Consider the following 20,891-nt stretch of genomic DNA (forward strand, 5'->3'; position numbering starts at 1 on the left):
CTGCTCGGTAGGTTTTTGGGTCATGTCTCAAAAATCTACCGTGGGGCGTTTCGTTTCGGTTTCGTTTCGACGGGGCGGGTTTCATATCCGTCCCGTTTTTGTATAAACTGGGCAAGACTATTCAGCCTGCTCGGCGTGCGGGCAAAAGCCACAACCTTAAAAGGGGGAAGCATGAAACAGTACACGGTTGCTATTTTGGGCGCGACGGGAGCTGTTGGCACCCAGATGCTCGAGTGCCTCAACGAGCAGGAGTTTCCGGTTGGCAAGCTCAAGCTGCTGGCGAGCGCGCGCTCTGCGGGCAAGACCGTCGAGTTCCGCGGCGAGCAGGTTGTGATTGAGGAGGCTTGCCCCGAGGCTTTTGAGGGCTGCGACATCGTACTCGGCGCTGCCGGCGACGATATCGCCAAGGAACTGCTGCCCGAGGCCGTCAAGCGCGGCGCCGTCGTGGTCGACAACAGCCATGCCTTCCGTCTGGATCCCGAGGTGCCGCTGGTCGTGCCCGAGATTAACGCCGATGACATTAAGTGGCACCACGGCTTGATCGCCAACCCCAACTGCGCGACTATCATCGGCCTGGTTCCCACGTGGCCGCTACATCAGCTCGCCGGCGTGAAGCGCATGATCGTGTCCACGTATCAGGCAGCTTCGGGTGCTGGCACTCCCGGTATGGCCGAGCTCGAGGCTCAGCTGGCCGCTCTGGGCCGTGGTGAGGAGATTCCCGAGCCGCGCGCCTTTGCCGCCCAGCTGGCGAGCAACCTGATTCCGCAGATTGGCGGCGTCAAGGAGGAGGGCTTTACCTCCGAGGAGATGAAGCTGCAAAACGAGGGCCGCAAGATCATGCACCTGCCCGAGCTGCGCGTGAACTGCACCTGCGTGCGCGTGCCCGTGCTGCGCTCGCACTCCGAGAGCATTACGCTCGAGTTCGAGCGCGACATTACGGTTGAGGAGGCCCGTGCTGCGCTGGCCGCCGCTCCGGGCGTCAAGCTGGTTGACGACATGAGTGCCGAGGATGCGCACGACCGCTTCCCCATGCCGATGGACACCTCCGACCAGGACCTGATTTGGGTCGGTCGCGTGCGCCGTGATATCTCGAACCCCGAGGCCGCACGTGGCATTACCTTCTGGTGCTGCGGCGACCAAATCCGTAAGGGCGCGGCAACCAACGCTGTCCAGATCGCTAAGCTGCTCTGCGAGTAGGTTGACCTGTCCGGCGGGGGCCGGGTTTAGTTTTCAGAACGTCCTCGACCATGTGTGGCGCCTTGTCCTGCTCCTTCGGAGCCGCGGACAAGGCGCCACACTGGTCTGCGGAGTGTTCTGAAAACTAAGCCCGGCCCCCGCTTGCGGTGACGTTGCTGCGAGCGGCTTGCGATGGGGCCGTTGTTGGTTGGGGCCGCTGGGCTGATATGGGAGCACGTGGTTGTTGCGGGGCCTAGTCCCGGCGGCGGCCTCGGCGCTTCGCGCCTGCCGCCTGGGTCTACTGCGGGGCCGTGGCGGCAGCGGCGGCGCTTCGCGCCTGCTGCTTGGGGTGACTTTGGGCTTGGTGCGAATTGAGGTCTAATACTTTCCCGAGAAGTGAAGGACCTTATTTGGACCCCCGAAGCATTGGCATATTTTGACCGCTATTTCCTGCGGTTTTGCAGCGCGAATCCTGCGGTTTTGCGGTCTAAAGGTGTGGATGCTCCGGGACTTCGTTTTTACTCGTTCACTTCTCGGGAAAAGTATTAGAGCTCAGCTGGCGGGGGTACCGCCCTGGCGTCGAAGCCCCGCGTCTTCTTCGCTTGATTGGGAAAAACAGCCTCGCTGAAGTAATTGCGAGCCCGCCCGGACGTATCTGCGGGGGTTGTCTGCACAATTCGCGGTATTATGTTGCGGAGTTTTGAAAGGAGCCGCTGGTGGTCACGACGACGTTTGCTTCGCCTTTGGGCGAAATCCTGCTTGCCGCTGATGGCCGCGGTCTGACGGGGCTTTGGTTTGAGGGGCAGGAGCACTTTGGCTCCACGCTTCTCCGTGAAGACTCCGAACATGTTGAAGGCGTCGATGCGGTTTCCGGTACTGGTGGCATGTCGTCGGTGAGTCCGGCAAATGGTGCGGCCTCTTCGGTGCTTGAGCGTTCCTGGGCTTGGCTGAATGCTTATTTTGCAGGGCAGGAACCTCGGTTTACGCCGCCGTTGCATATGATCGGCACGGCGTTTCAGCGTGAGGTTTGGTTTGAGCTGCTTTCGATCCCGCGTGGCGAGGTCGCTACGTATGGCGAGATCGCCCAGCGTGTTGCGGCTCGACATCGTGTGCCGGGAAATGAAGCGCCCGTTGTATCTCCTCGCGCGGTGGGGGCTGCGGTCGCTCGCAACCCTATTTCGATTATCGTGCCGTGCCATCGCGTGGTCGCGGCCGACGGATCGCTCAACGGATACGCCGGTGGACTGGATCGCAAGGAGTGGCTGCTGCGCCTCGAGGGTGCCTATCTATAAGCTGCAGGCGGCCGCAACGCCCATGCGGCAAGCGCGCTCGCTGTACGGGCGTTGTTTGCAGGGCGAGATGTGAAGCCGCCCGTTCCTTAAGTCCGACTAAGCTATAACCTTGCTTTTTTAAATATGCTCATCGACCTGCTAAGGCAGCACTAAGGCGAGTGCGGGTGCGCTATTATCGGCGCTCACGGAGCGCTTGGTGTTCTTGGCACGCATGGACGAGGGCTCGGCGGGCTTTACCATGGCGTCGATCGATCTTTCGGAGGCGGTGAACAAGACGGCGGCGCCGTTTAAGTCGGTGGCGGTCTCAGGCGGTAAACGCCTGTCGACGTCGATTGCGACCGGCGTGCGGACCCATGCCGATGCCGCGGCGGTGGCGCAGGTGGTTGAGTTGCTACTGGACAACGCCACGCGCTATGCGAGCGAGGGCAGCGTGATTGAGCTGAGCCTGTGCGCCGTTTCGCACGGCAAAGGCAAGGGCGCCGCCGAGCTTGTCGTATCGAACGCCGTGGACGAGCTGCCCGAGGGCGACCTGGACCGATTGTTCGATCGCTTCTATCGTGCGGATGCGTCGCGCAGCTCCAAGACGGGTGGCTCGGGCGTGGGCCTGTCCGTGGTGCGTGCCATCGCCGAGGCCCATGGAGGCGCCGCCACCGTATCCGGTCACGGCAACCAGATCACCTTCACCGTTTGCCTTTAAAACCTGCCAAAAAGGAACAGGTTTATTTTGGCAGGTTTTATCTGGGGAAACGTCCGCAGGAGAGGGCATGGGCGGTGTGAACATATGCATCTCTACCTGCTAAAATATAGGCATCGTTATTCGGCTCCTGAGTGGAAAGGAGACGGTCATGCAGTACGAGATCGGCGGAGGGGCTTTCCCGGTTGTTACGTGCAACCTTAGCGATGGCGAATCCATGATCACCGAAAGCGGCGCCATGGCTTGGATGACCCCCAACATGGAAATGTCTACCTCGGGCGGTGGCATCGGCAAGATGTTCTCCAAGGCTTTTTCGGGTGAGGCATTGTTCCAAAACATTTGGACCGCGCGTGGCGATGGCATGATCGCGTTTGGCTCCTGCTTCCCCGGCCGCATCGTGCCAATCGAGATCGGTCCGGGCAAGAGCTGGATTTTGCAGAAGCGTTCGTTCCTTGCCGCGGAAAGTGGCGTCGAGTTGAGCATTCACTTTAACAAGAAGGCAAAGGCCGGCGTCTTTGGCGGCGAGGGCTTTATCATGCAGAAGCTCACGGGCTCGGGTGTTGCTTTTGCCGAGATCGACGGCGACCTGGTTGAGTACGAGCTCGCTGCTGGCCAGCAGATGATTGTGGATACCGGCAACGTGGCCGGCTTTGAGGAGACCGTGAGCATCGACGCTCAAATGGTCAAGGGCGTCAAAAACATCATGTTTGGTGGCGAGGGCGTGTTCAACACCGTGCTCACCGGTCCCGGTCGCATCTGGTTGCAGACGATGCCCATTTCCAATCTTGCGGCAGCAGTGGCCTCGATGACCAACAACAATAACTAGTCCGCATAGGATAGCGCGCGGCGGGCTTACCCTGTCGCGCGCTTTTTTGCTGGCAAACGCCTCGCTTATAGAGTGTGGCTGCGCTGCTACAGCGAGCGTCGTCATCTCGTCACCCTGATAGCTTGCGGCAAGCGTGGCAATGAGGAGTGAGAATTTGAGTGCTCAGTCCCAAGTCATAATGGCGGCCATGCCAACAAGCAAAAACGAGTTGCCGGTGTCACGGAAAGGCGGGCGTCGGTCGATTCCACGTGAGACGGCTGTGCCGATCTGCACGGCCGCCCCTGCGCGTCCCGCGCTGCCCCCAAAGAGGTACGTTTCCCCTTATAAAACCTGCCAAAATAAACCTGTCCCTTTTTGGTCGGTGCGAAATGGGTAATACTAAAGAGTTATCCGACCAGATGGGAATTAATCGATGGCCTATATCGAATTCAAAGACGTCATCAAGGCATACGGCGAGGGCGATGCCCGCATCCACGCGCTCGACGGCGCGAGCTTTACGGTCGAGCGCGGCGAGCTCGCCATCATTTTGGGTGCTTCGGGTGCCGGCAAGACCACGGCTCTCAACATTCTGGGCGGCATGGACACAGCAACTTCTGGCACCGTGACGGTGGACGGGCGTGACGTGAGCTCTGCCAACGAGGCTCAGCTTGTGGAATACCGTCGCGCCGATGTTGGCTTTGTCTTTCAGTTCTACAATCTGGTCCCTAACCTGACGGCGCTTGAGAACGTCGAACTCGCGGCGCAGATCTGCCCCGATTCGCTCGATGCCGAGCAAACGCTTCGCCAGGTTGGCCTGGGCGACCGCCTCGCTAACTTTCCGGCGCAGCTTTCGGGCGGCGAGCAGCAGCGCGTATCCATCGCCCGCGCGCTGGCTAAGAACCCCAAGCTGCTTTTGTGCGACGAGCCTACGGGTGCACTCGACTACAAAACCGGCAAGCAGATCTTGCAGCTGCTACAGGACACTTGCCGCAAGCAAGGCATTACGGTCATCATCATCACCCACAACTCTGCGCTGGCGCCCATGGCCGATCGCCTGATCCGCTTTAAGAGCGGCCGCGTGGAGAGCGAGACGATCCAGCAAAATCCTGTGCCTATCGAGACGATCGAGTGGTAGCGCCCATGAATCAGGACCGCCAAAACAGTCAACGCCGCGACGCGCAGAACACGGAGCGCGAGCAGGATTTTACGACCTACCGTACCGCCCAAAGCTCAAACGATATGGTGCCGACGGTTTTTCGCCGTGGCATCTACCGCACGATTCGCGGCAGCCTCAAACGCTTCTTGTCTATCGTTGTGATCACCGCGCTTGGCGTGAGCGTGATGTGCGGCCTTAAGGCGGGCTGCGAGGACCTGTGTGATTCGGTCGACGCCTATTTTGACCAGCAGAATGTCTATGACATCAACGTGCAGTCGACCTATGGTCTGACCGGTGACGATATTGCCGCGATCCAAGAGGTCGATGGCGTCGAGACGGCCGAGGGCATCTATACCGAGACCGCCTATACCGCCGTGGGTACGACGCGCGAGCGTGTCGTCGTACAGAGCCTCTCCAAAGAGAATATTGACCAACCGGTGCTAGTGCGCGGCGAGCTGCCCGAGACTTCGGGCGAAGTGGCAGTGACCTCACGTTTTTTGAAGGCTTCGGGCAAGAAAATCGGCGATACGGTGAGCTTTGCCGCCAACGATGCGAGCTCGTCGAACCAAAGCGCCAAGGACCAGTTTGCCGATGGGGACTACACCATCACGGCCGAGGTTCTCGATCCTACCGACGTGAGCTCCGACTCGACAGTCAACGCCTTTCGCGCTGCTTCGACTGCGGACTACAAGTTCTACGTGAGCGAGGATGCCGCGACATCTTCTTCCTACTCCGCTGTCCACGTGGTCGTCGAGGGAGCCAAGAGCCTCAACTCCTATTCGGATGCCTACTCGGCAAAGATCAATGAGGTCAAGGGCAATATCGAGAAGATCCGCGAGGAGCGTGAGAAGGCGCGCGCCCAGGAGCTGACGGTCGACACACCGGCGAGCTTGGACGCAGCTGAGCGTCAGGCGAATATGGTCTTTGGGATCGAGCAGGACAACATCAATCGCATGGCCGAGGGCAGCGACGAGCGTGCGCAGGCGCAAGCCGACCTGGACCAGCGCCGTGCCGCCGCCGACCAGCAGTTTGCCGATGCCCGCGCCGAGCTCTCTGACCTGGGCGAATGCACCTGGTACATCCAGGACCGCGGCAATATCGCAAGCTACTCGAGCGTCGAGAGCGATAGTTCTTCGATCGAGGCCATCGCCACGGTGTTCCCGTTCATCTTCTTTATCGTCGCCGTGCTTATCAGTCTCACCACCGCCACCCGCATGGTCGAGGAGGAGCGCACGCTTATTGGCCTGTACAAGGCGCTCGGCTATTCACGCGGGCGCATCCTGTCCAAATATGTGGACTACTCGCTGTGGGCGTGTCTGATCGGTGGCGTGCTCGGCAATATCATCGGATTTGTGGGTCTGCCGCTGTTCTTGTTTACGGTGTTCGACGACATGTACTCGCTGCCCCAGATGCTGCTTTCGTACGACATCGTGTCCTCGATCGTTTCGGTGGCGCTGTTTGCCGTGGGCGTGGTGGGAGCCACGATTATCGCCTGCCGCCACGAGATGGCCGAGACCCCTGCCTCGCTCATGCGCCCCAAGGCTCCGCGCGCCGGCTCGCGCATTCTGCTCGAGCGCATTGGCTTTATCTGGCACCGCATGGGCTTTTTGAACAAGGTCGCTGCACGCAACCTGTTCCGCTACAAAAAGCGCGCCTTTATGACCATCTTCGGTATCGCTGGCTGCACGGCGCTCGTGATCTGCGGTATGGGCATCCGCGATACGTCGGTGGCGCTTTCGCCCAAGCAGTACGGGCATATCACGCGCTACGACCTGCTGGCGGTCGCCAATCCCGACGATTTTTCGCAGACGTGCGCGGCGCTCGACGAGCGAAGCGCAGCCAAGGATTCCGACGTGACCGTGACTTCGACGCTGCCGATTATGACCGACAACGTCACCTTTACATTTGGCGGCAAGAGCGAGACCGTGCAACTGATCGTGGTGCCCGATGACCGCGCGAACGACCTGGACGACTACGTGTGTCTCGAGGACGAGTCCAAAGAACTGCTCGCCCTGCGTGGCGGAGATGTGTATTTGAGCAAGAGCTCTCAGCTGGTGCTGGGGATCAAGCCGGGCGATACGGCACACGTCCAGGATTCGTCGCTCAATGTTGCCAAGGTCAAGGTCAGCGACATTTCGCTCAACTATCTGGGCAACACGCTTTACATGACGCAGAGCACCTATGAGCGCGCATTCGGTCGAAGCGCGCGCCTCAACGGCATCCTTGCGCTGCTTAAGGGTTCGTCGGCCGATCAGATTGCGTTTACCAACCGTCTTAAGAGCGATGGTTGGATTACGCTGTCGAGTACCGCCGAGCATTGGGAAAACTATGAGGCAAACTTTACGATTATCAATTCGGTCGTGGTGCTTGTGACCTTTATGGCGGCGTGCCTGTCGTTTGTGGTGGTATTCACGTTGTCTAACACCAACATCTCGGAGCGCGAACGCGAGCTGGCGACTATCAAGGTGCTGGGCTTCCGTCGTGGTGAGGTACACCACTACGTTAACAAGGAGACGCTGATCCTCACGGCGATTGGCGCCGCGCTGGGCGTACCGCTGGGTGGTGCGCTGGCCGAGAGCTTTACGTACATCTTGCAGATGCCGTCATTGTACTTTGACGTCGAAGTCGAGCCGCTGAGCTACGTGCTTGCCGTGGTGCTTTCCTTCGGCTTTACGATCATCGTCAACCTCGCTACCAATCGCACCCTCAATAAGATCGACATGGTCGGCGCCCTCAAGAGCGCCGAGTAGCCTGCCAAAAAGGGACAGGTTTATTTTGGCAGGTTTTATCGGGGCAAACGCCGGACAACCATTAGGTGGCCCGGCGTTTGCCCCGTCAAACGGGCTTTCCATTTGCCTTTCATTCTATTTGGTTTTCGCTCGCAGGCGTGGATGAGAGACTCTCTTTGGCCTTCGAGATTGGGCTTGTATGGGTCGTATGCCACAAAATGGGCCTATCTACTACGTTTGCTACCACACCCTCGACCGTGACAAAGATTATGAAATTAAAACCGCAGGTAGATGGCTTGCCAGTTTTCGGAAAAGGCGGGTATGGTCGGCCCTCTCGAGTTAAACGTAGTAAATAGGCCCTTTTCTTGGCGCGCGGTCAGCTCAATGCTAATCTCCGTGCCGGAACTGACCCAGTTGTTTGTAAGTTGCGGTGATATACGGACTGTTTGGCGCTTTGGAGCTTCAAAACAGTCCCTATCTCACCGCAACTTAGGAGAAGGGCGGGGGCGGTTGGGTGCTGGTGGGTCGGAGCGTGTTAGGCCTGTTTGCGGTGCTTCCATTGTTTGCGGCACCAGCGCATGAGCGCCTTTATGACGGGAATCGTGATGAGGATGATCCATGCAGGATGGGGCTGTCCCAAACAGAGCCACATGTAGAGGAACCAAGCGATGGCGGCTGCCGGGTAGATGGCCTCGATCAGCTTAGACAGGTGGCGCCGATCGATGAAGTCACCAATCGCGTAGTAGACGGGAACCAGAAAGACGAGGAAAAGCCCCATGCCCCATGTGCCGTAGACAATGCCGAGCACCAGATAGGCGAGAGTGACAAGTGCGGGGAAGGGGAATTTGTTCCATGCACGTCCGACCTTGGTGTGGAAATGCTTGCCATGATGGTCGAGCTTGTCGTGTGCTTCCTTCCAGCTGGAAAACGTCTCGCCGTCGATGGTGACGGTGCCGTCGTCATTGGTGCGTACGCTATGTCCATCGTCCTCAAGCGTATCGATATGCACGCCGTCCGGCCCCACATGCACCTCTTCGCCCTTGCGCTCGTTGGTCACATGGATGCCGCTCCAACCAACATGGACTTCCTCGCCTTTATTGGGATCAATGACGTGGATACCGCGCGCGAGGGAAATATCGACAAGTGGCTTATCGCTGCAATCAGCGTGCTCAGTAGAAGCCTCAGCCTCTTCAGCCTTATCTGAAGCTTTGGTGCCGGCGTTGCTGTTCTGCGCCTCATCATCAGCCTGTGAGTCATCAGCGCTAGCCACCGCCTCCCCATACAGCAGCTCATCCAGCGACACGCCATACAGCGCGGCGAGCGCAATAAGGTTATCGGTATCGGGCGAGGATTCGCTGCGCTCCCATTTACTGACAGCCTGACGACTCACACCCAGCTGGGCGGCAAGCGCCTCCTGAGAAAGCCCGGCAGCCTTGCGGCGATCAACGAGCCGCTGCGCCATCGCAAGATCCATGGTGGTTCCTTTCGTTTGATGGTCGAATCGAATGAGCCGAGTATGCCGAGAACAACCGGTAGCGACCACCATTTCTAGTTAGAATCTGCCCCAACCCTACCGCAACTACCGGTAGCAATCCCTAACGACCAGCCATTTCAGGACAAATGTCAGTGCAAGTAGCAGCCAAGAGCCCCCACTCAGTAAGTTGCGGTGGAATAGTTTTTGGATTCAGCCATTTGTGGACTAAGCAGGAACTATTTCACCGCAACTCAATTCCAGCCCAGGCACCCGCAGCAAGAAGACGAATAGCCCCGGCGAGTATGTAAACGCAGGACCCTCCGACCCCGCCCGACGATTTCGATTGGCGACCTTTGACGGAGTCAAGGGAGGAGCCAAATCGAAATACGTCGGGCGGGGTCGGAGGGCCCGATGGGGTGGATTCCAGCCGAGGCTATTCGTCGCCGAAGCTGATGCCCAACGCCTTGGCCTCGCGTACCAGATCGCTCTGGGGGTCGACAAACTTGAGCTTGCCGGCGACCTCCTCGAGCGGCATGTGGCACATCTTGCCGTCACGCAGGGCAATCATGTAGCCAAACTCGCCGCGTAGGCAGCCAAGCGCTGCCTCGACGCCGCACTGGGTCGCAAAGATGCGGTCCTGGGCGTCGGGCTGGCCGCCGCGCTGCGTGTGACCGGGGATGGCGACGCGGGTCTCGCGACCGGTCTTGGCCTCGATCTCCTTGGCGATGTCGTACACGATTGACGGGCTCGTGCGCTCGGCGAGCTTCTTCTTGTACTCCTTCTTGGACAGTGCCGCGTCCTCCTTGGAGATGGCGCCCTCGGCGACGGCTACGATGGTAAAGCGGCTGCCGGTCTCCATGCGATGCTCGATGGTCTTGATGACGTTATCCATGTCGTAGGGGATCTCGGGAATCAGGATGACGTCCGCGCCGCCCGCGACGCCGGCATACAGCGGAATCCAACCGACCTTGTGGCCCATGATCTCGATGACAAACACGCGGCCGTGACTCGAGGCAGTGGTGTGGATGTCGTCGATGCACTTGGTGGCGACGTCGATGGCGCTCGTAAAGCCAAACGTCAGCTCGGTGCCCCAGGTGTCGTTATCGATGGTCTTGGGCAGGGCGATAACGTTGAGGCCCTCTTCGCGCAGGCGGTTGGCGGTCTTGGTGGAGCCGTTACCGCCCAGCATAAACAGGCAGTCGAGCTGCAGCTTATGATAGGTGTGGACCATTGCGGGCACCTTCTCGACGCCGTCGGCCTCGGGAATGTCCAGGCGCTTGAACGGCGTGCGGCTCGTGCCCAGGATGGTGCCGCCGCGGGTGAGGATGCCGCTAAAATCGGCGGGCGTCATGACGCGGAACCTGCTGTAGATAAGGCCCTGGTAGCCGTCCTCAAAACCATAGATCTCAATAGGCTCTTCGCTATTGGTCATAAGCGTTTTGACAATGCCGCGCATGGTGGCGTTGAGCGCTTGACAGTCGCCGCCACTGGTAAGAAGACCGATCCTAAGCATGATGAATCCTTCCGGGCAAGTTATAACATGCGCATAAGTTTACCCCCGCACACTGTTGATACGGGGGTAAAACGTGTTAGCTCAAGCGTATAGAAATGTAAACAACGCCAGGCGAGCGTAAAGTCGACGGGCCTGGCTCCTTACAGTGCGAATGCGTCGATGTCGCCCCAGTGGCGGCGCAGCGTGATGGCGGCAGCAGGCTCGGTGTTGTCAAAGACGACCGACCACTGCGTGTTGCTGGTGATGTCTTCCGGATTGGGCTCTTGCGCTGCAGCGCGTAGGGCCTTCCAAGCGACTGCCTCGTCTTGGGCGCCGGTATGGGCGTCGAGGACATCGGCGATTGCGGCGGCGCGCTCTTTACCATGGCCTAGCTCGCCATTCTTTTGGTTAGGCAGCACTTCGTCGCCATAGCAGGCGTAGAAGTTCGTAACCTGGGTTACAGGAGTCGCTTTGAAAGCGCGGTCCGGATCGCGCGGATCCCACTCTACTACGCGCGCGTCACCGGCGGCGTCGTTTATAAAGAAGTGGTAATCGCGTCCTGCCATGGCGTGCATGTCGTAGGCGGAAAGCAGGTCGACAGCTTCTTGCGTGGTGGCGGCACGGTCGAGCACCAGACGGATGGCGAGCGAGGTATTGATGACGGGGCGCTGCGTGTCCTGGTCACAGGGTTTGGAATCCAGGGTGAGCACGGCAATGGACACGCCACATTCGTTGACGCCGTCGAGCTGGGCAAACGGGCCCATGAGTGCGGCGGCGCGTCCGGCGACGGAGTCAAGCGGAGTGTTATCGCCCAGGTTGTTAAGGGCGGCAAACCCGATGGAGGCATAGCCGCCGCGTGGGTGATTGCGCACCAGCAGCGCCGAGGTGTCGTCCTTAAAGTCGTAATTGCGACCGGTACGCACGCGGCCTTCGGCATCTACGGCGACAAAAGCGCTGCAGGCAAACTGGGGCGCCTGGACATGTGCCGGCACACCGGGCAGCACCTGCGCCACCACGGCATCGATGTAGGCCTGGTCGTCGCGTACGCCGGCGGCGATGATGCGATCAAGATCGTAGTCGTAGGCGATGTCGATTGCGTACAGGTCATAGCCATCCGCGTAGCCGGTCAAGCGTTTGAGCGACGCGGCGGACTTGATTTGCTTGTGATAAACGATACCGGTGGCAGCGGCAAGGCCGACGGCGACACCCGCGACACCGCAGGCGATGGCAATGTTACGTGGCTTCATGACGGCTCCTCTCGTCCTGTTAGCGCAATTGTCGCAAAAGGAGCGCGGACATGATGGCTCAACTTGGTGAGCGGCGCGGAATTAAGCACGGAATGAAGAGTGCGGCGCTGGCGTGGCGGGGTATGCTGGAGGGGACCATCAACCCAGCGAAAGGGGAGAGCATGACGGATCAGGAAACGATCGAGCGCGTGCACGTGACGGCCGACGATATCGAGGCCTCCAACGACCTTATCGACTTTATCGAGGCATGCCCCAGCATGTTCCATACGGCAGCGACCATTATGGCCGAACTCGACGAGGCGGGCTTTACCTACCTGCCCGAGAACGCAGCGTGGGACATCGAGCCGGGCGGGCGTTATTACACGCAGCGCAACACCTCGAGCGTCGTTGCCTTTAAGGTGGGCGAAGACCTGGCCGCTACGTGGGGCGAGGACGGCGTTGCCGGCGACTATCATTTTCAACTCACGGCGTCACACAGCGATTCGCCGACGTTTAAGGTTAAGGCCGTGCCCGAGCTCGACGGCGCGGGCGAGACGCTGCGCCTGAACACCGAGGCCTACGGCGGCATGATCGACTACACCTGGTTCGATCGCCCGCTGGCACTTGCGGGCCGCGTGCTGGTGCGCGAGGGCGACCGTATCGAGAGCCGCTTGCTCGCTACCGAGCGCGAAGTTGCCATTATCCCGAGCCTTGCCATCCATATGAATCGTGGCGTTAACGAGGGCTTTGCGCCCAACCGAGCTGTCGACCTGTGCCCGCTCATCAGCGCCGGCGACCTTAAGCAGGGAGATTTTGACGCCCTGATCGCCGACGAACTGGACGTTGAGCCCGAGCAAATTTTGGGTCGCGACCTGTTCCTGGTCAATCGTCAGGATGCACGCATTTGGGGCTGGGCCGACGAGTTTATCTCGACGCCCAAGCTCGACGACCTGGCCTGCGCCTACACCTCGCTGCAGGCATTTTTGGGTGCCGAGAATGCGCACGACGTTTCGGTCTTTTGCTGCTTTGATAACGAGGAGGTTGGCTCCGAGACCAAGCAGGGCGCCATGTCGACGTTCTTGGCCGACGCGCTGCGCCGCATCAACGGGTCGCTGGGCTTCGATGACGAGTCGTACCACCGCGCACTTGCCGCTTCGATGCTCGTGAGCTGCGACAACGCGCATGCCGTGCACCCCAACCACGCCGAGAAGTGCGACGCCCGCAACCAGGTTGTGCTTAACGGCGGCATCGTCATCAAGGAGGCCGCCAACCAGCACTACTGCACCGACGCCTTTAGCCGCGCGGTGTTCCAGGCCATTTGCGATGACGCCGACGTGCCCACGCAGGCCTTTGCCAACAAGAGCGATATGGCCGGCGGTTCTACCCTGGGCAATCTGTCCAATATGCAGGCGAGCATGCATGCCGTGGACGTGGGCCTGCCGCAGCTTGCCATGCACTCGAGCTACGAGACCGGCGGCGTGCGCGACGTAATGTACGCCATCCGCGCCCTCACCGCCTTCTACGAGCGTGACCTGACCATCAACGGCGCCGAAAGAGTGGAGCTCTAAAACCTGCCAAAAAGGGACAGGTTTATTTTGGCAGGTTTTATCTGGGCGAATGCAAAGGGTGAAACCGAACTAGATCTGCGATACGTGGCCGCCGAGGTGCAGTGCGCCTCGGCGGCTTTTTGTGTACAGAGTACGGCTAATGCTTATAAATGCTATACATGCTTTACGTATCTACCATAGAGCTTTATGATATTTTGAAGTATTAAGGAGGGGTCATGACCACAACAGCCGCTCAGATCAACGTACGTCTCGATGCCGATCTTAAAAGGAGTGGGGACGCCGCTCTCTCCAAGGCCGGTATGACGCCGAGCCAAGCGGTGCGAGCGCTCTGGCAGCTTGCAGCATCGCTGGCCGATCGCCCCGGTGCGCTCGAGGATATCCTGCTGCCCAGTCGTGCCCGGGCGGAACAGCGCGAGCGCGAAAAGGCCGCCAAACGTAAGCTCGAGCTTATGGATCAGGGGTCGAAGCTGTTCGCTGCCGCTTGCTGTGAGTCGGGAATCGATATGGTCAAGGCTCAGCCATCGGACGACGAAGAGCTCAAACGGAATGCCTATGCGGATCGCTATGGCGAGGAGATGAGCTGGCTCTATGAGTGAGACTCCAAAGCGCATCTTGGTTGACACCAACGTGTGGCTCGATTACTTCATTCCCTCACGACGTGGTCGTTCGGTGGCGATTGAGTTTTTACGCGATGCATGCACGGCGCAGGTTGATTTGCTGTATGCGGCGACATCGTCCAAAGACCTGTTTTATTTGATTTCAAGCGAACATAAGGCATGGTATCGGCGAGAGCACGGTTCGCTTTCCCAGTATGCCGCTACGGTAGCGACTTCGCTTGCATGGGATTGTCTTAGCGTGCTGTCGCAGCTTGCCACGCCAGTGCCCTGTGACCTGAGCGACATCTGGATGGCGAGCAGACAGCGTGAGCTCCATAGCGATTACGAAGACGATTTAATCATTGCGGCAGCGATACGCGCTCAAGCAGATCTACTGGTCACCAACGATGTCAAACTCTGTTCACACGCACCCGTTGCAGCAATGAGCGTAGAAGACGCAAAGAATTACTTAGCAACGCTCTAGCAATTTGAAGACCCTGCAGGTTGAGCAAACGTCAGCGAGAGCCCGCCAGAGTGAGCAAGGTGACGTGAAAGAGGAGGGCATAGGCCTTTTGGCCATGCCCGACGATTGAACGTCAGATTGCCGCTCTGGCGGGCTCGCAGCGTCGAGGGGTTCCGGCGTTTGGCAAAACGCCGGAACAATTAGTGTTCGATCCAGCAGCGCAGGGTCTCGCCGGCCTGCAGGTGACGCAGATTCTCCGCGGCGATGTCGACGACGTTGTTGAGCGTGGCTGCCAGGTGGAACCAGCCGGAGACGTGCGGCGTGATGAGCATGTTGGGCGCATCCCACAGGGGGCTTGTCGCGGGCAGCGGTTCGGGGTCGGTGACGTCGACCGCGGCGCCGGCGAGATGTCCCGACTCCAGAACGGCAACCAAGTCATCGGTGACCACAAGGTCGCCGCGGCCGCCGTTGGCAAAGAAGGCACCTGGTTTCATCGCGGCAAAGAACTCGGCGTTCGCCAGACCGCGGGTCTCGGGCGTGCTCGGCATAAAGGATGCGACGATGTCGGCCTCTGCCAGGCGCTCAGGTAGGGCGTCCATGCCGTCCATGTCCTCAAACACAATGGGGTAGACGAGTGGATGGCGCTTGATGCCGCGGACGTGCGCGCCCATGCCGCGGCAGAGCGTGGCAAAGTGACCGCCGATATCGCCCGCGCCCAGCACCAGCACGTTGGCGTTTTTGAGCGAGGTAACTGGCCCCAAATCCTCCCAGCGATGTTCGCGCTGCAAGTCGTGATAGCCGGGCAGGCGCTTCATCATGGAAAGGACCATGGCAAACATGTGCTCGCTCACGGCCTGGCCGTAGGCGCCCACCGAGCAAGACAGTTTGGCGTCGGCTGGCACGGTGCCGGCGGCAAGGTAGTCGTCATAGCCGGCGGTCTGCAATTGCAGCAGCTGGAGATGCTCGCATGCCGTGAGCATGTCAGAGTCGATGTTGCCCAAGATCACGTCGGCGTTGGCGACTTGTTCGCGCGTGATAGCGTCGGCGCTCGTGTAGATAAAGTCCTCGCCCGGAGCGCTCGACTCAAGAATTGCGCGATGGTGGTCGTTGACGGGCAGCAAAACCAAGATGTTCACAAGTAGTCCTTTCCGCTTGACCCGCCAAAAAGGGACAGGTTTATTTTGGCGGGTTTTATCAGGCAAAACGCTATAAAAACGCCGGGCTTCGCGATGGTTAACATATCCATCGTGAAGCCCGGCGCATCCACGGCTACCAGCTCAGCAGCTCGTAGCCGTCCTCGGTCACCACGAGCTGTACCTCGCACTGGGCCGAATCGCTGCCGTCCTTGGTGCGCACGCACCAGCCGTCGCCCTTGCTGATCTTGATGTCGGGCGCTCCGGCGTTGACCATGGGCTCGATGGTAAAGACCATGCCCGGCACCATGATGGTGTCCACATCGGGCGCCTCGGTGGTAAAGCCCACAAACGGGTCCTCGTGGAACTCCTTACCGATGCCGTGTCCGCCGTACTCGCGCACCACGCTAAAGCCGGCGTCCTCGACGGTCTTTTGTACTGCCTCGGCCATAACGGAGAGCGGTAGCCATGGCTTGACGGCTGCCAGACCCGCCTCCACGCTGGCACGGGTGACGTCGACCAGGCGCTGGCGCTCGGCCGAGACCTCGCCGATGCAGAACATGCGGCTCGAATCACTAAAGTAACCGTCCAAGATCGTGGAGCAGTCTACGTTGATGATGTCGCCCTCGTGCAGCACGTCCGTATCGCAGGGAATGCCGTGGCAGACCACATCATTGATCGAGGTGCACACGCTCTTGGGGTAGCCCTCGTAGTTGAGGTCGGCCGGCGTGCCACCGTGCTCGACGGTGTAGTCGTAGATCATCTGGTCGATCTGGTTGGTGGTCATGCCTGCGGCGATATGCTCGCCCACATAATCGAGCACGCCCACGTTGATGGCTGCCGAGCGCTTGATGCCCTCGATATCGGCGGGAGTCTTGTAGAGCGTGCGAGGCAGAACCTCCCAGCCTTCTTCCCACAAGCGCTCGAGGCGCTCATCAAAGGCGCTATGGCATTTCTTGTATTTCTTGCCGCTGCCGCACCAGCAAGCGTCGTTGCGGCCGGGCACGGGTCCTTTGTCATACATGGCTAACTTCCTTTCATTCGCAGCTAGTATAGCCCACCCACGCGGCCATAAAAGTTGCGGTGATATAGTTCCGATTTAAGCGGTTTAACAGCACAAATAGGAACTATATCACCGCAACTGATGGGGCGGGATGGCGGGCACTAGCTGCTGCGTGGTTTTGCTAGTAGCTCACCTGGCAGGGAATACCGAGGGCGCGCACGCGCGCGGCAATGGCGTCGAGCACCTCGGGCGCTGCTTTGGCAAGGCCGGCGACTGGTGTCTCGCGCGCGACCGTGTAGATGGTCGCCTCCTGCGGACGAATGCGCTCAAGCGCCGCGAGCCAGGGGGCAACATACTCCTCGCCGGTATTGTCGATGAGCTTGCCCTGATACTCGCCGGTCAAAAAGATCGTCTGGATAATAACGTGACCGTCAAAGCTTGCGAACGTCTCGATCTGGTGTTCGACGTTGTAGGGGCCAACAGGCTGGTCGAGCAGCTGGATAAACGCCGGGTCGACGGTATCGAGCTTAAGAATGTTGTCGTCGACCATCATGAGCGCGTCGTGCACCTCGGGGCGGTCGGCGCGTGTGCCGTTGGAGAGCACGGCGATCTTGGAGTTTGGGGCAAGCTCGTCGCGCAGTGCGACGGCGCCGGCGATGGCCCGTGGAAACTCCGGTGCGGCGGTGGGCTCGCCGTTGCCTGCGAAGGTGATTACATCGGGGAGCTCGCCCTCGGCTGCCATCTCGCGCAGCTTTGCCTCGAGCGCTTCGAGTACCACGGCAGCCGTGTTATACGGCTCATGGCAGGGGCGCTCGGCGTTGAGGCCGTTCTCGCAGTAGATGCAGTCGAACGTGCAGATTTTGCCGCTGGCCGGCATCATGTTGACGCCGAGCGAGAGACCAAGGCGACGGCTGCGAACGGGCCCAAAGATGGGGCTGGCATTCAAAAACGTAGACATAGGCATATGCTCCTCAAGACAATTGTGCCTAAGCATAGCATCGGCTCCAAAGCAAGGTGTGGGCTCTTGCTTTACAAGTTTCGTTTTTTCACGTCGCTCATGATGCCGTGCCATGAAAAGCCTCGGGTCGGGTAAAGTTAATCTGTTAACAAGGTGTAAGGCAATGCGGGTCTATCCAACCGCACTGACGTGCAACTGGATGAGCATTGATGACGGGGGCACAACATGGATTTTACGGTCGAGAATGCGGGCACCACGATCGCCTGTCGCGAATATGTCGGCCCGGATGTGTCGCCTGATGCTCCTGCCTTGGTGTGCGTGCACGGCGCTTGTGTCGACGGCACATTTTTTGACGGTATCGCTTGTGAGCTCAGCCGCAACTACCGCGTAATTGCCTACGACCGCCGCGGCTGCGGTGGCAGCAGCGATGCGGCAGACGGCAGCTATGATCTTGCCGCTCAGGCCGCCGACCTGCAAGCCGTGATCGAACACGTTGGCGCTCCGGCAAATGTGCTTGCGCATAGCGCCGGTACGTTGGTGGCGCTGGAGCTTCTTCGCACCGAACCCCATCTCGTTGCCCGTGCGATTCTGCATGAGCCGGCTGTGTCGGACAAAGGCGTCGGTATGGGCGCAGCTCCGGTTTTGCTCGATATGATTGCGGCGGGAAAGGTTTCAAGGGCGCTCCGGCTTTTCTTGGGAGCCCTCGGCGACTTGGACCCCGAGGCTCCTGGAACGACCGAAGCGGAAGCCAAACATGCCCTGCGCAACGGCCGCAGTTTCATGGCAAACGAATACGGGATTGCTATGACCTGCGTTCCCGATTGGGATAGCGTTCGCGCGTCAAAAACGGTGGCCGCCGTGCTCCTGGGCGAGCTCTCGATTGGCACATCCCGCGAGGCTGGTACGCGAGCGGCTGCCGAATATCTCGATTGCCCCCTCGTGACAATCCCGGGCGCGCACAACGGCCTGCGCGATCGCCCGGCAGCGGCTGCCCAGACTGTCCGTAGCATCCTGGAGCTCTAGCAGCCGTAAAAATCAAAACAGTCTTCACTCGCAAACGTTTCGGCCGTGTTAACAAATGTGCTCAAAACCTCACGTCTGCGGCTTCAATCGCGCCGCCTGCCAACTCATAAAAATGTAACAGCATTCACGTGCTTACCTGCATCGGCAAGGTGTTACCCTTGTAACATTTGGAACCCACCGCTACCATGCGAAACTATCGAAAGGGCCCCATATGCTCAATAATCACGAGGTCAATCTAACCGACGAGGAGGCTGCCGCCGAGGTCGCCCGTGTCGCGAAGACCTACCCCGTGGTGCGTTTGCTGTCGGCCGATCAGATTAAGAGTGAGCCTAACTGCCTGCTCGCCGGTGATCGGTGTCCTTGTCTGCGTCAGTCAAGTCTTGAGGCTTTGGCAGACTCCGATGAGGTGTCGGAGCAACTGCTCAATGATGGCACTGAGTACCGCGCCCGTCTACGCCCTTTGAAGGTCGAGGGCGAGCCTCACGTCTTGCTGATGGTGCGTCCGATCGATGAGCAAGAGGCCGCAGAAGAGGACCTTGTCTACACCGACGTGCTGACGAATGTGCGCAATCGCCGATATTACGAGGAAAAGCTCCGTAGCACCCGCGTGAATGCCGGCGTTGCGGTGATCGACCTTGATGATTTTAGGGTCTTCAACGATACGTGTGGCCGTCATGCCGGCGACCTTGCGCTCGGTGCTGTGGCGACAGCCATGCGCAGCGGAATCCGTTCGACTGACGAGCTTGTGCGCTATGGCTGCGACAAGTTTGTGGTTGTCATGCCCAATATTCCCTCCGATGACTTCACCCGTCGCCTGCATCAGGTGTCCGATGCCGTTCGTTCCACGATTATTCCGGGCCATGAGTACGTGAGCTTGACGGCATGTGTTGGTGGCGTTCGCATTCATGGCGAGACGGTCGATGAGGGCGTTGGCCGCGCTGCCCAGTTACTGAGCCGCGCTAAGGCAAAAGCCGGTACGGTCGTGACCGATGCCGATTCCATCGAGGCCTTCCAAAGCGAAAAGCCTTTGGTGCTTATTGTCGATGACTCCGAGATGAACCGAGTCATTCTCAACGAGATGCTCAAGGACGAGTATTGTATCCTCGAGGCCGATAACGGTCGTGCGGCGCTCGACATGGTCGACCGCTATGGCGATGAGTTGTCGCTCGTGCTGCTGGACATTATCATGCCGGGCATAAGTGGCTTTGAGGTACTGGCCGATCTGTCGCGCCGATCGGGTATCGACAATCTGCCTGTCATCATGATCTCGAGCGAAGATTCCGATGATATGGTTCTGCGCGCGTACGAGCTGGGCGCCTCGGACTATATCAACCGCCCGTTTGACTCCCGTGTCGTGCGCCGCCGTGTAAGCAACACCATCCGCCTATACGCCAAACAGCGCCGCCTGACGAACCTGCTGTCCCAGCAGTACAACGAGCGCGTCAAGAACAGTCGCATGCTCATCGACATCATGGCCGGCGTCATGGAGCTTCGCAACGGCGAGAGCGGCAGACACGTTACGAACATCGAGAAGCTGACCGAGCTGCTGCTTGGCTGTCTGGTCCAGCGTAGCGGCACGGTCTCCCTCGACAATGAGGAACGCTCTACGATCGCCCTGGCTTCGGCGCTGCACGATATCGGCAAGATGTCGATTGACGATGCGATCCTCAACAAGCCCGGGCGCCTTACGCCCGAGGAGTTCGAGATCATGAAGACGCATACCACGATCGGCGCCGATATGCTGCTTAAGCTGGGTAGCCATCACGCCGGCAATGCGCTTATGGAATATGCGTACCAGATTGCGCGTTGGCATCACGAGCGCTGGGACGGCAAGGGTTATCCCGATGGCCTCAAGGGCGACGATATCCCCATCGCCGCGCAGGTGGTTTCGGTGGCTGACGTGTACGATGCGCTGACGAGCGTGCGTGTGTACAAGGACGCTATCCCGCACAAGGAGGCGATCCAGATGATCCTGGACGGTAAGTGCGGCACCTTTAACCCGCTGCTGCTCGATTGCCTGCTCGAGGTGCAAGACCAAATTGCCGAGACGTTGGCACGCCCCGCCGACGTCGTTGCGTTTCCCACGATTTAGTTTGACCAAAG

The 20,891-nt window shown here is 59.5% G+C and carries 17 protein-coding genes and 1 pseudogene; 11 read left to right on the forward strand and 7 right to left on the reverse strand.

Going from position 1 to position 20,891, the window contains the following annotated elements; genetic code table 11:
* Positions 1-171: 171 nt before the first annotated feature.
* From DXC99_RS08625 to DXC99_RS08640, 4 genes are all read left to right on the forward strand, one after another.
* On the forward strand, positions 172-1,197 hold the full coding sequence (locus DXC99_RS08625; RefSeq protein ID WP_117584158.1) for an aspartate-semialdehyde dehydrogenase: 1,026 nt from the start codon (positions 172-174) through the stop codon (positions 1,195-1,197).
* A gap of 695 nt (positions 1,198-1,892) precedes the next feature.
* Positions 1,893-2,468, forward strand: a complete 576-nt coding sequence (locus DXC99_RS08630) for a methylated-DNA--[protein]-cysteine S-methyltransferase (RefSeq protein WP_233505710.1) — start codon at positions 1,893-1,895, stop codon at positions 2,466-2,468.
* Between the two features lie 196 nt (positions 2,469-2,664).
* A complete protein-coding gene (locus DXC99_RS08635; protein WP_117629921.1) occupies positions 2,665-3,165 on the forward strand; it encodes an ATP-binding protein in 501 nt (166 codons plus the stop codon).
* Positions 3,166-3,313: 148 nt separating this feature from the next.
* A complete protein-coding gene (locus DXC99_RS08640) occupies positions 3,314-3,988 on the forward strand; it encodes a TIGR00266 family protein (RefSeq protein ID WP_117629922.1) in 675 nt (224 codons plus the stop codon).
* 162 nt (positions 3,989-4,150) lie between these two features.
* On the opposite strand, the pseudogene DXC99_RS10635 reads toward DXC99_RS08640, so the two are convergent.
* Positions 4,151-4,291, reverse strand: a pseudogene (locus DXC99_RS10635) (hypothetical protein); the annotation flags it as partial.
* A gap of 109 nt (positions 4,292-4,400) precedes the next feature.
* Between DXC99_RS10635 and DXC99_RS08650 the strand changes: the two are divergent.
* Together DXC99_RS08650 and DXC99_RS08655 are read left to right on the forward strand one after the other, a co-directional pair.
* Positions 4,401-5,102: an ABC transporter ATP-binding protein gene (locus DXC99_RS08650; protein WP_117629924.1), complete on the forward strand. Its 702-nt coding sequence runs from the start codon at positions 4,401-4,403 to the stop codon at positions 5,100-5,102.
* Positions 5,103-5,107: 5 nt separating this feature from the next.
* Positions 5,108-7,873 (forward strand): ABC transporter permease, encoded by a 2,766-nt coding sequence (locus DXC99_RS08655; protein ID WP_233505711.1) that lies wholly within the window; start codon positions 5,108-5,110, stop codon positions 7,871-7,873.
* A gap of 514 nt (positions 7,874-8,387) precedes the next feature.
* Here DXC99_RS08655 and DXC99_RS08660 read toward each other — a convergent pair.
* The 3 genes from DXC99_RS08660 to DXC99_RS08670 form a co-directional block, all read right to left on the reverse strand.
* Entirely contained in the window at positions 8,388-9,326 is a 939-nt protein-coding gene (locus DXC99_RS08660) for a helix-turn-helix domain-containing protein (RefSeq protein ID WP_117563855.1), read from the reverse strand.
* A gap of 433 nt (positions 9,327-9,759) precedes the next feature.
* Positions 9,760-10,839: a 6-phosphofructokinase gene (locus DXC99_RS08665; protein ID WP_117584154.1), complete on the reverse strand. Its 1,080-nt coding sequence runs from the start codon at positions 10,837-10,839 to the stop codon at positions 9,760-9,762.
* 140 nt (positions 10,840-10,979) lie between these two features.
* Positions 10,980-12,065 carry a carcinine hydrolase/isopenicillin-N N-acyltransferase family protein gene (locus DXC99_RS08670; protein WP_117584153.1) on the reverse strand — a complete coding sequence of 362 codons (1,086 nt, stop codon included), beginning with the start codon at positions 12,063-12,065 and terminating at the stop codon, positions 10,980-10,982.
* A 161-nt stretch (positions 12,066-12,226) separates the two neighbouring features.
* Between DXC99_RS08670 and DXC99_RS08675 the strand changes: the two genes are divergently transcribed.
* From DXC99_RS08675 to DXC99_RS08685, 3 genes are all read left to right on the forward strand, one after another.
* Positions 12,227-13,612 carry a M18 family aminopeptidase gene (locus DXC99_RS08675; RefSeq protein ID WP_233503855.1) on the forward strand — a complete coding sequence of 462 codons (1,386 nt, stop codon included), beginning with the start codon at positions 12,227-12,229 and terminating at the stop codon, positions 13,610-13,612.
* 215 nt (positions 13,613-13,827) lie between these two features.
* Entirely contained in the window at positions 13,828-14,208 is a 381-nt protein-coding gene (locus tag DXC99_RS08680; RefSeq protein ID WP_117584152.1) for a translation repressor RelB, read from the forward strand.
* A complete protein-coding gene (locus tag DXC99_RS08685) occupies positions 14,201-14,692 on the forward strand; it encodes a PIN domain-containing protein (protein WP_117629925.1) in 492 nt (163 codons plus the stop codon). Before DXC99_RS08680 ends, DXC99_RS08685 begins: the two co-directional genes overlap by 8 nt.
* A gap of 179 nt (positions 14,693-14,871) precedes the next feature.
* On the opposite strand, the gene DXC99_RS08690 is transcribed toward DXC99_RS08685, so the two are convergent.
* The 3 genes from DXC99_RS08690 to DXC99_RS08700 all read right to left on the reverse strand — a co-directional run bounded on the left by DXC99_RS08690 (position 14,872) and on the right by DXC99_RS08700 (position 17,765).
* Positions 14,872-15,807: a D-2-hydroxyacid dehydrogenase gene (locus tag DXC99_RS08690; protein WP_117584150.1), complete on the reverse strand. Its 936-nt coding sequence runs from the start codon at positions 15,805-15,807 to the stop codon at positions 14,872-14,874.
* A 133-nt stretch (positions 15,808-15,940) separates the two neighbouring features.
* Positions 15,941-16,828, reverse strand: a complete 888-nt coding sequence (map, locus tag DXC99_RS08695; protein WP_117584149.1) for a type I methionyl aminopeptidase — start codon at positions 16,826-16,828, stop codon at positions 15,941-15,943.
* Between the two features lie 160 nt (positions 16,829-16,988).
* The gene (locus tag DXC99_RS08700; protein WP_117584148.1) at positions 16,989-17,765 is read right to left on the reverse strand and encodes a radical SAM protein; all 777 of its coding nucleotides are present in this window, start codon (positions 17,763-17,765) and stop codon (positions 16,989-16,991) included.
* A gap of 225 nt (positions 17,766-17,990) precedes the next feature.
* Between DXC99_RS08700 and DXC99_RS08705 the strand changes: the two genes are divergently transcribed.
* A complete protein-coding gene (locus DXC99_RS08705; protein WP_117584147.1) occupies positions 17,991-18,788 on the forward strand; it encodes an alpha/beta fold hydrolase in 798 nt (265 codons plus the stop codon).
* 211 nt (positions 18,789-18,999) lie between these two features.
* Positions 19,000-20,880 (forward strand): diguanylate cyclase, encoded by a 1,881-nt coding sequence (locus DXC99_RS08710; RefSeq protein ID WP_117629926.1) that lies wholly within the window; start codon positions 19,000-19,002, stop codon positions 20,878-20,880.
* The last annotated feature ends 11 nt before the right edge of the window (positions 20,881-20,891 follow it).

It is taken from the genome of Collinsella sp. TF10-11AT (genome assembly GCF_003437565.1).
Lineage (GTDB): Bacteria > Actinomycetota > Coriobacteriia > Coriobacteriales > Coriobacteriaceae > Collinsella.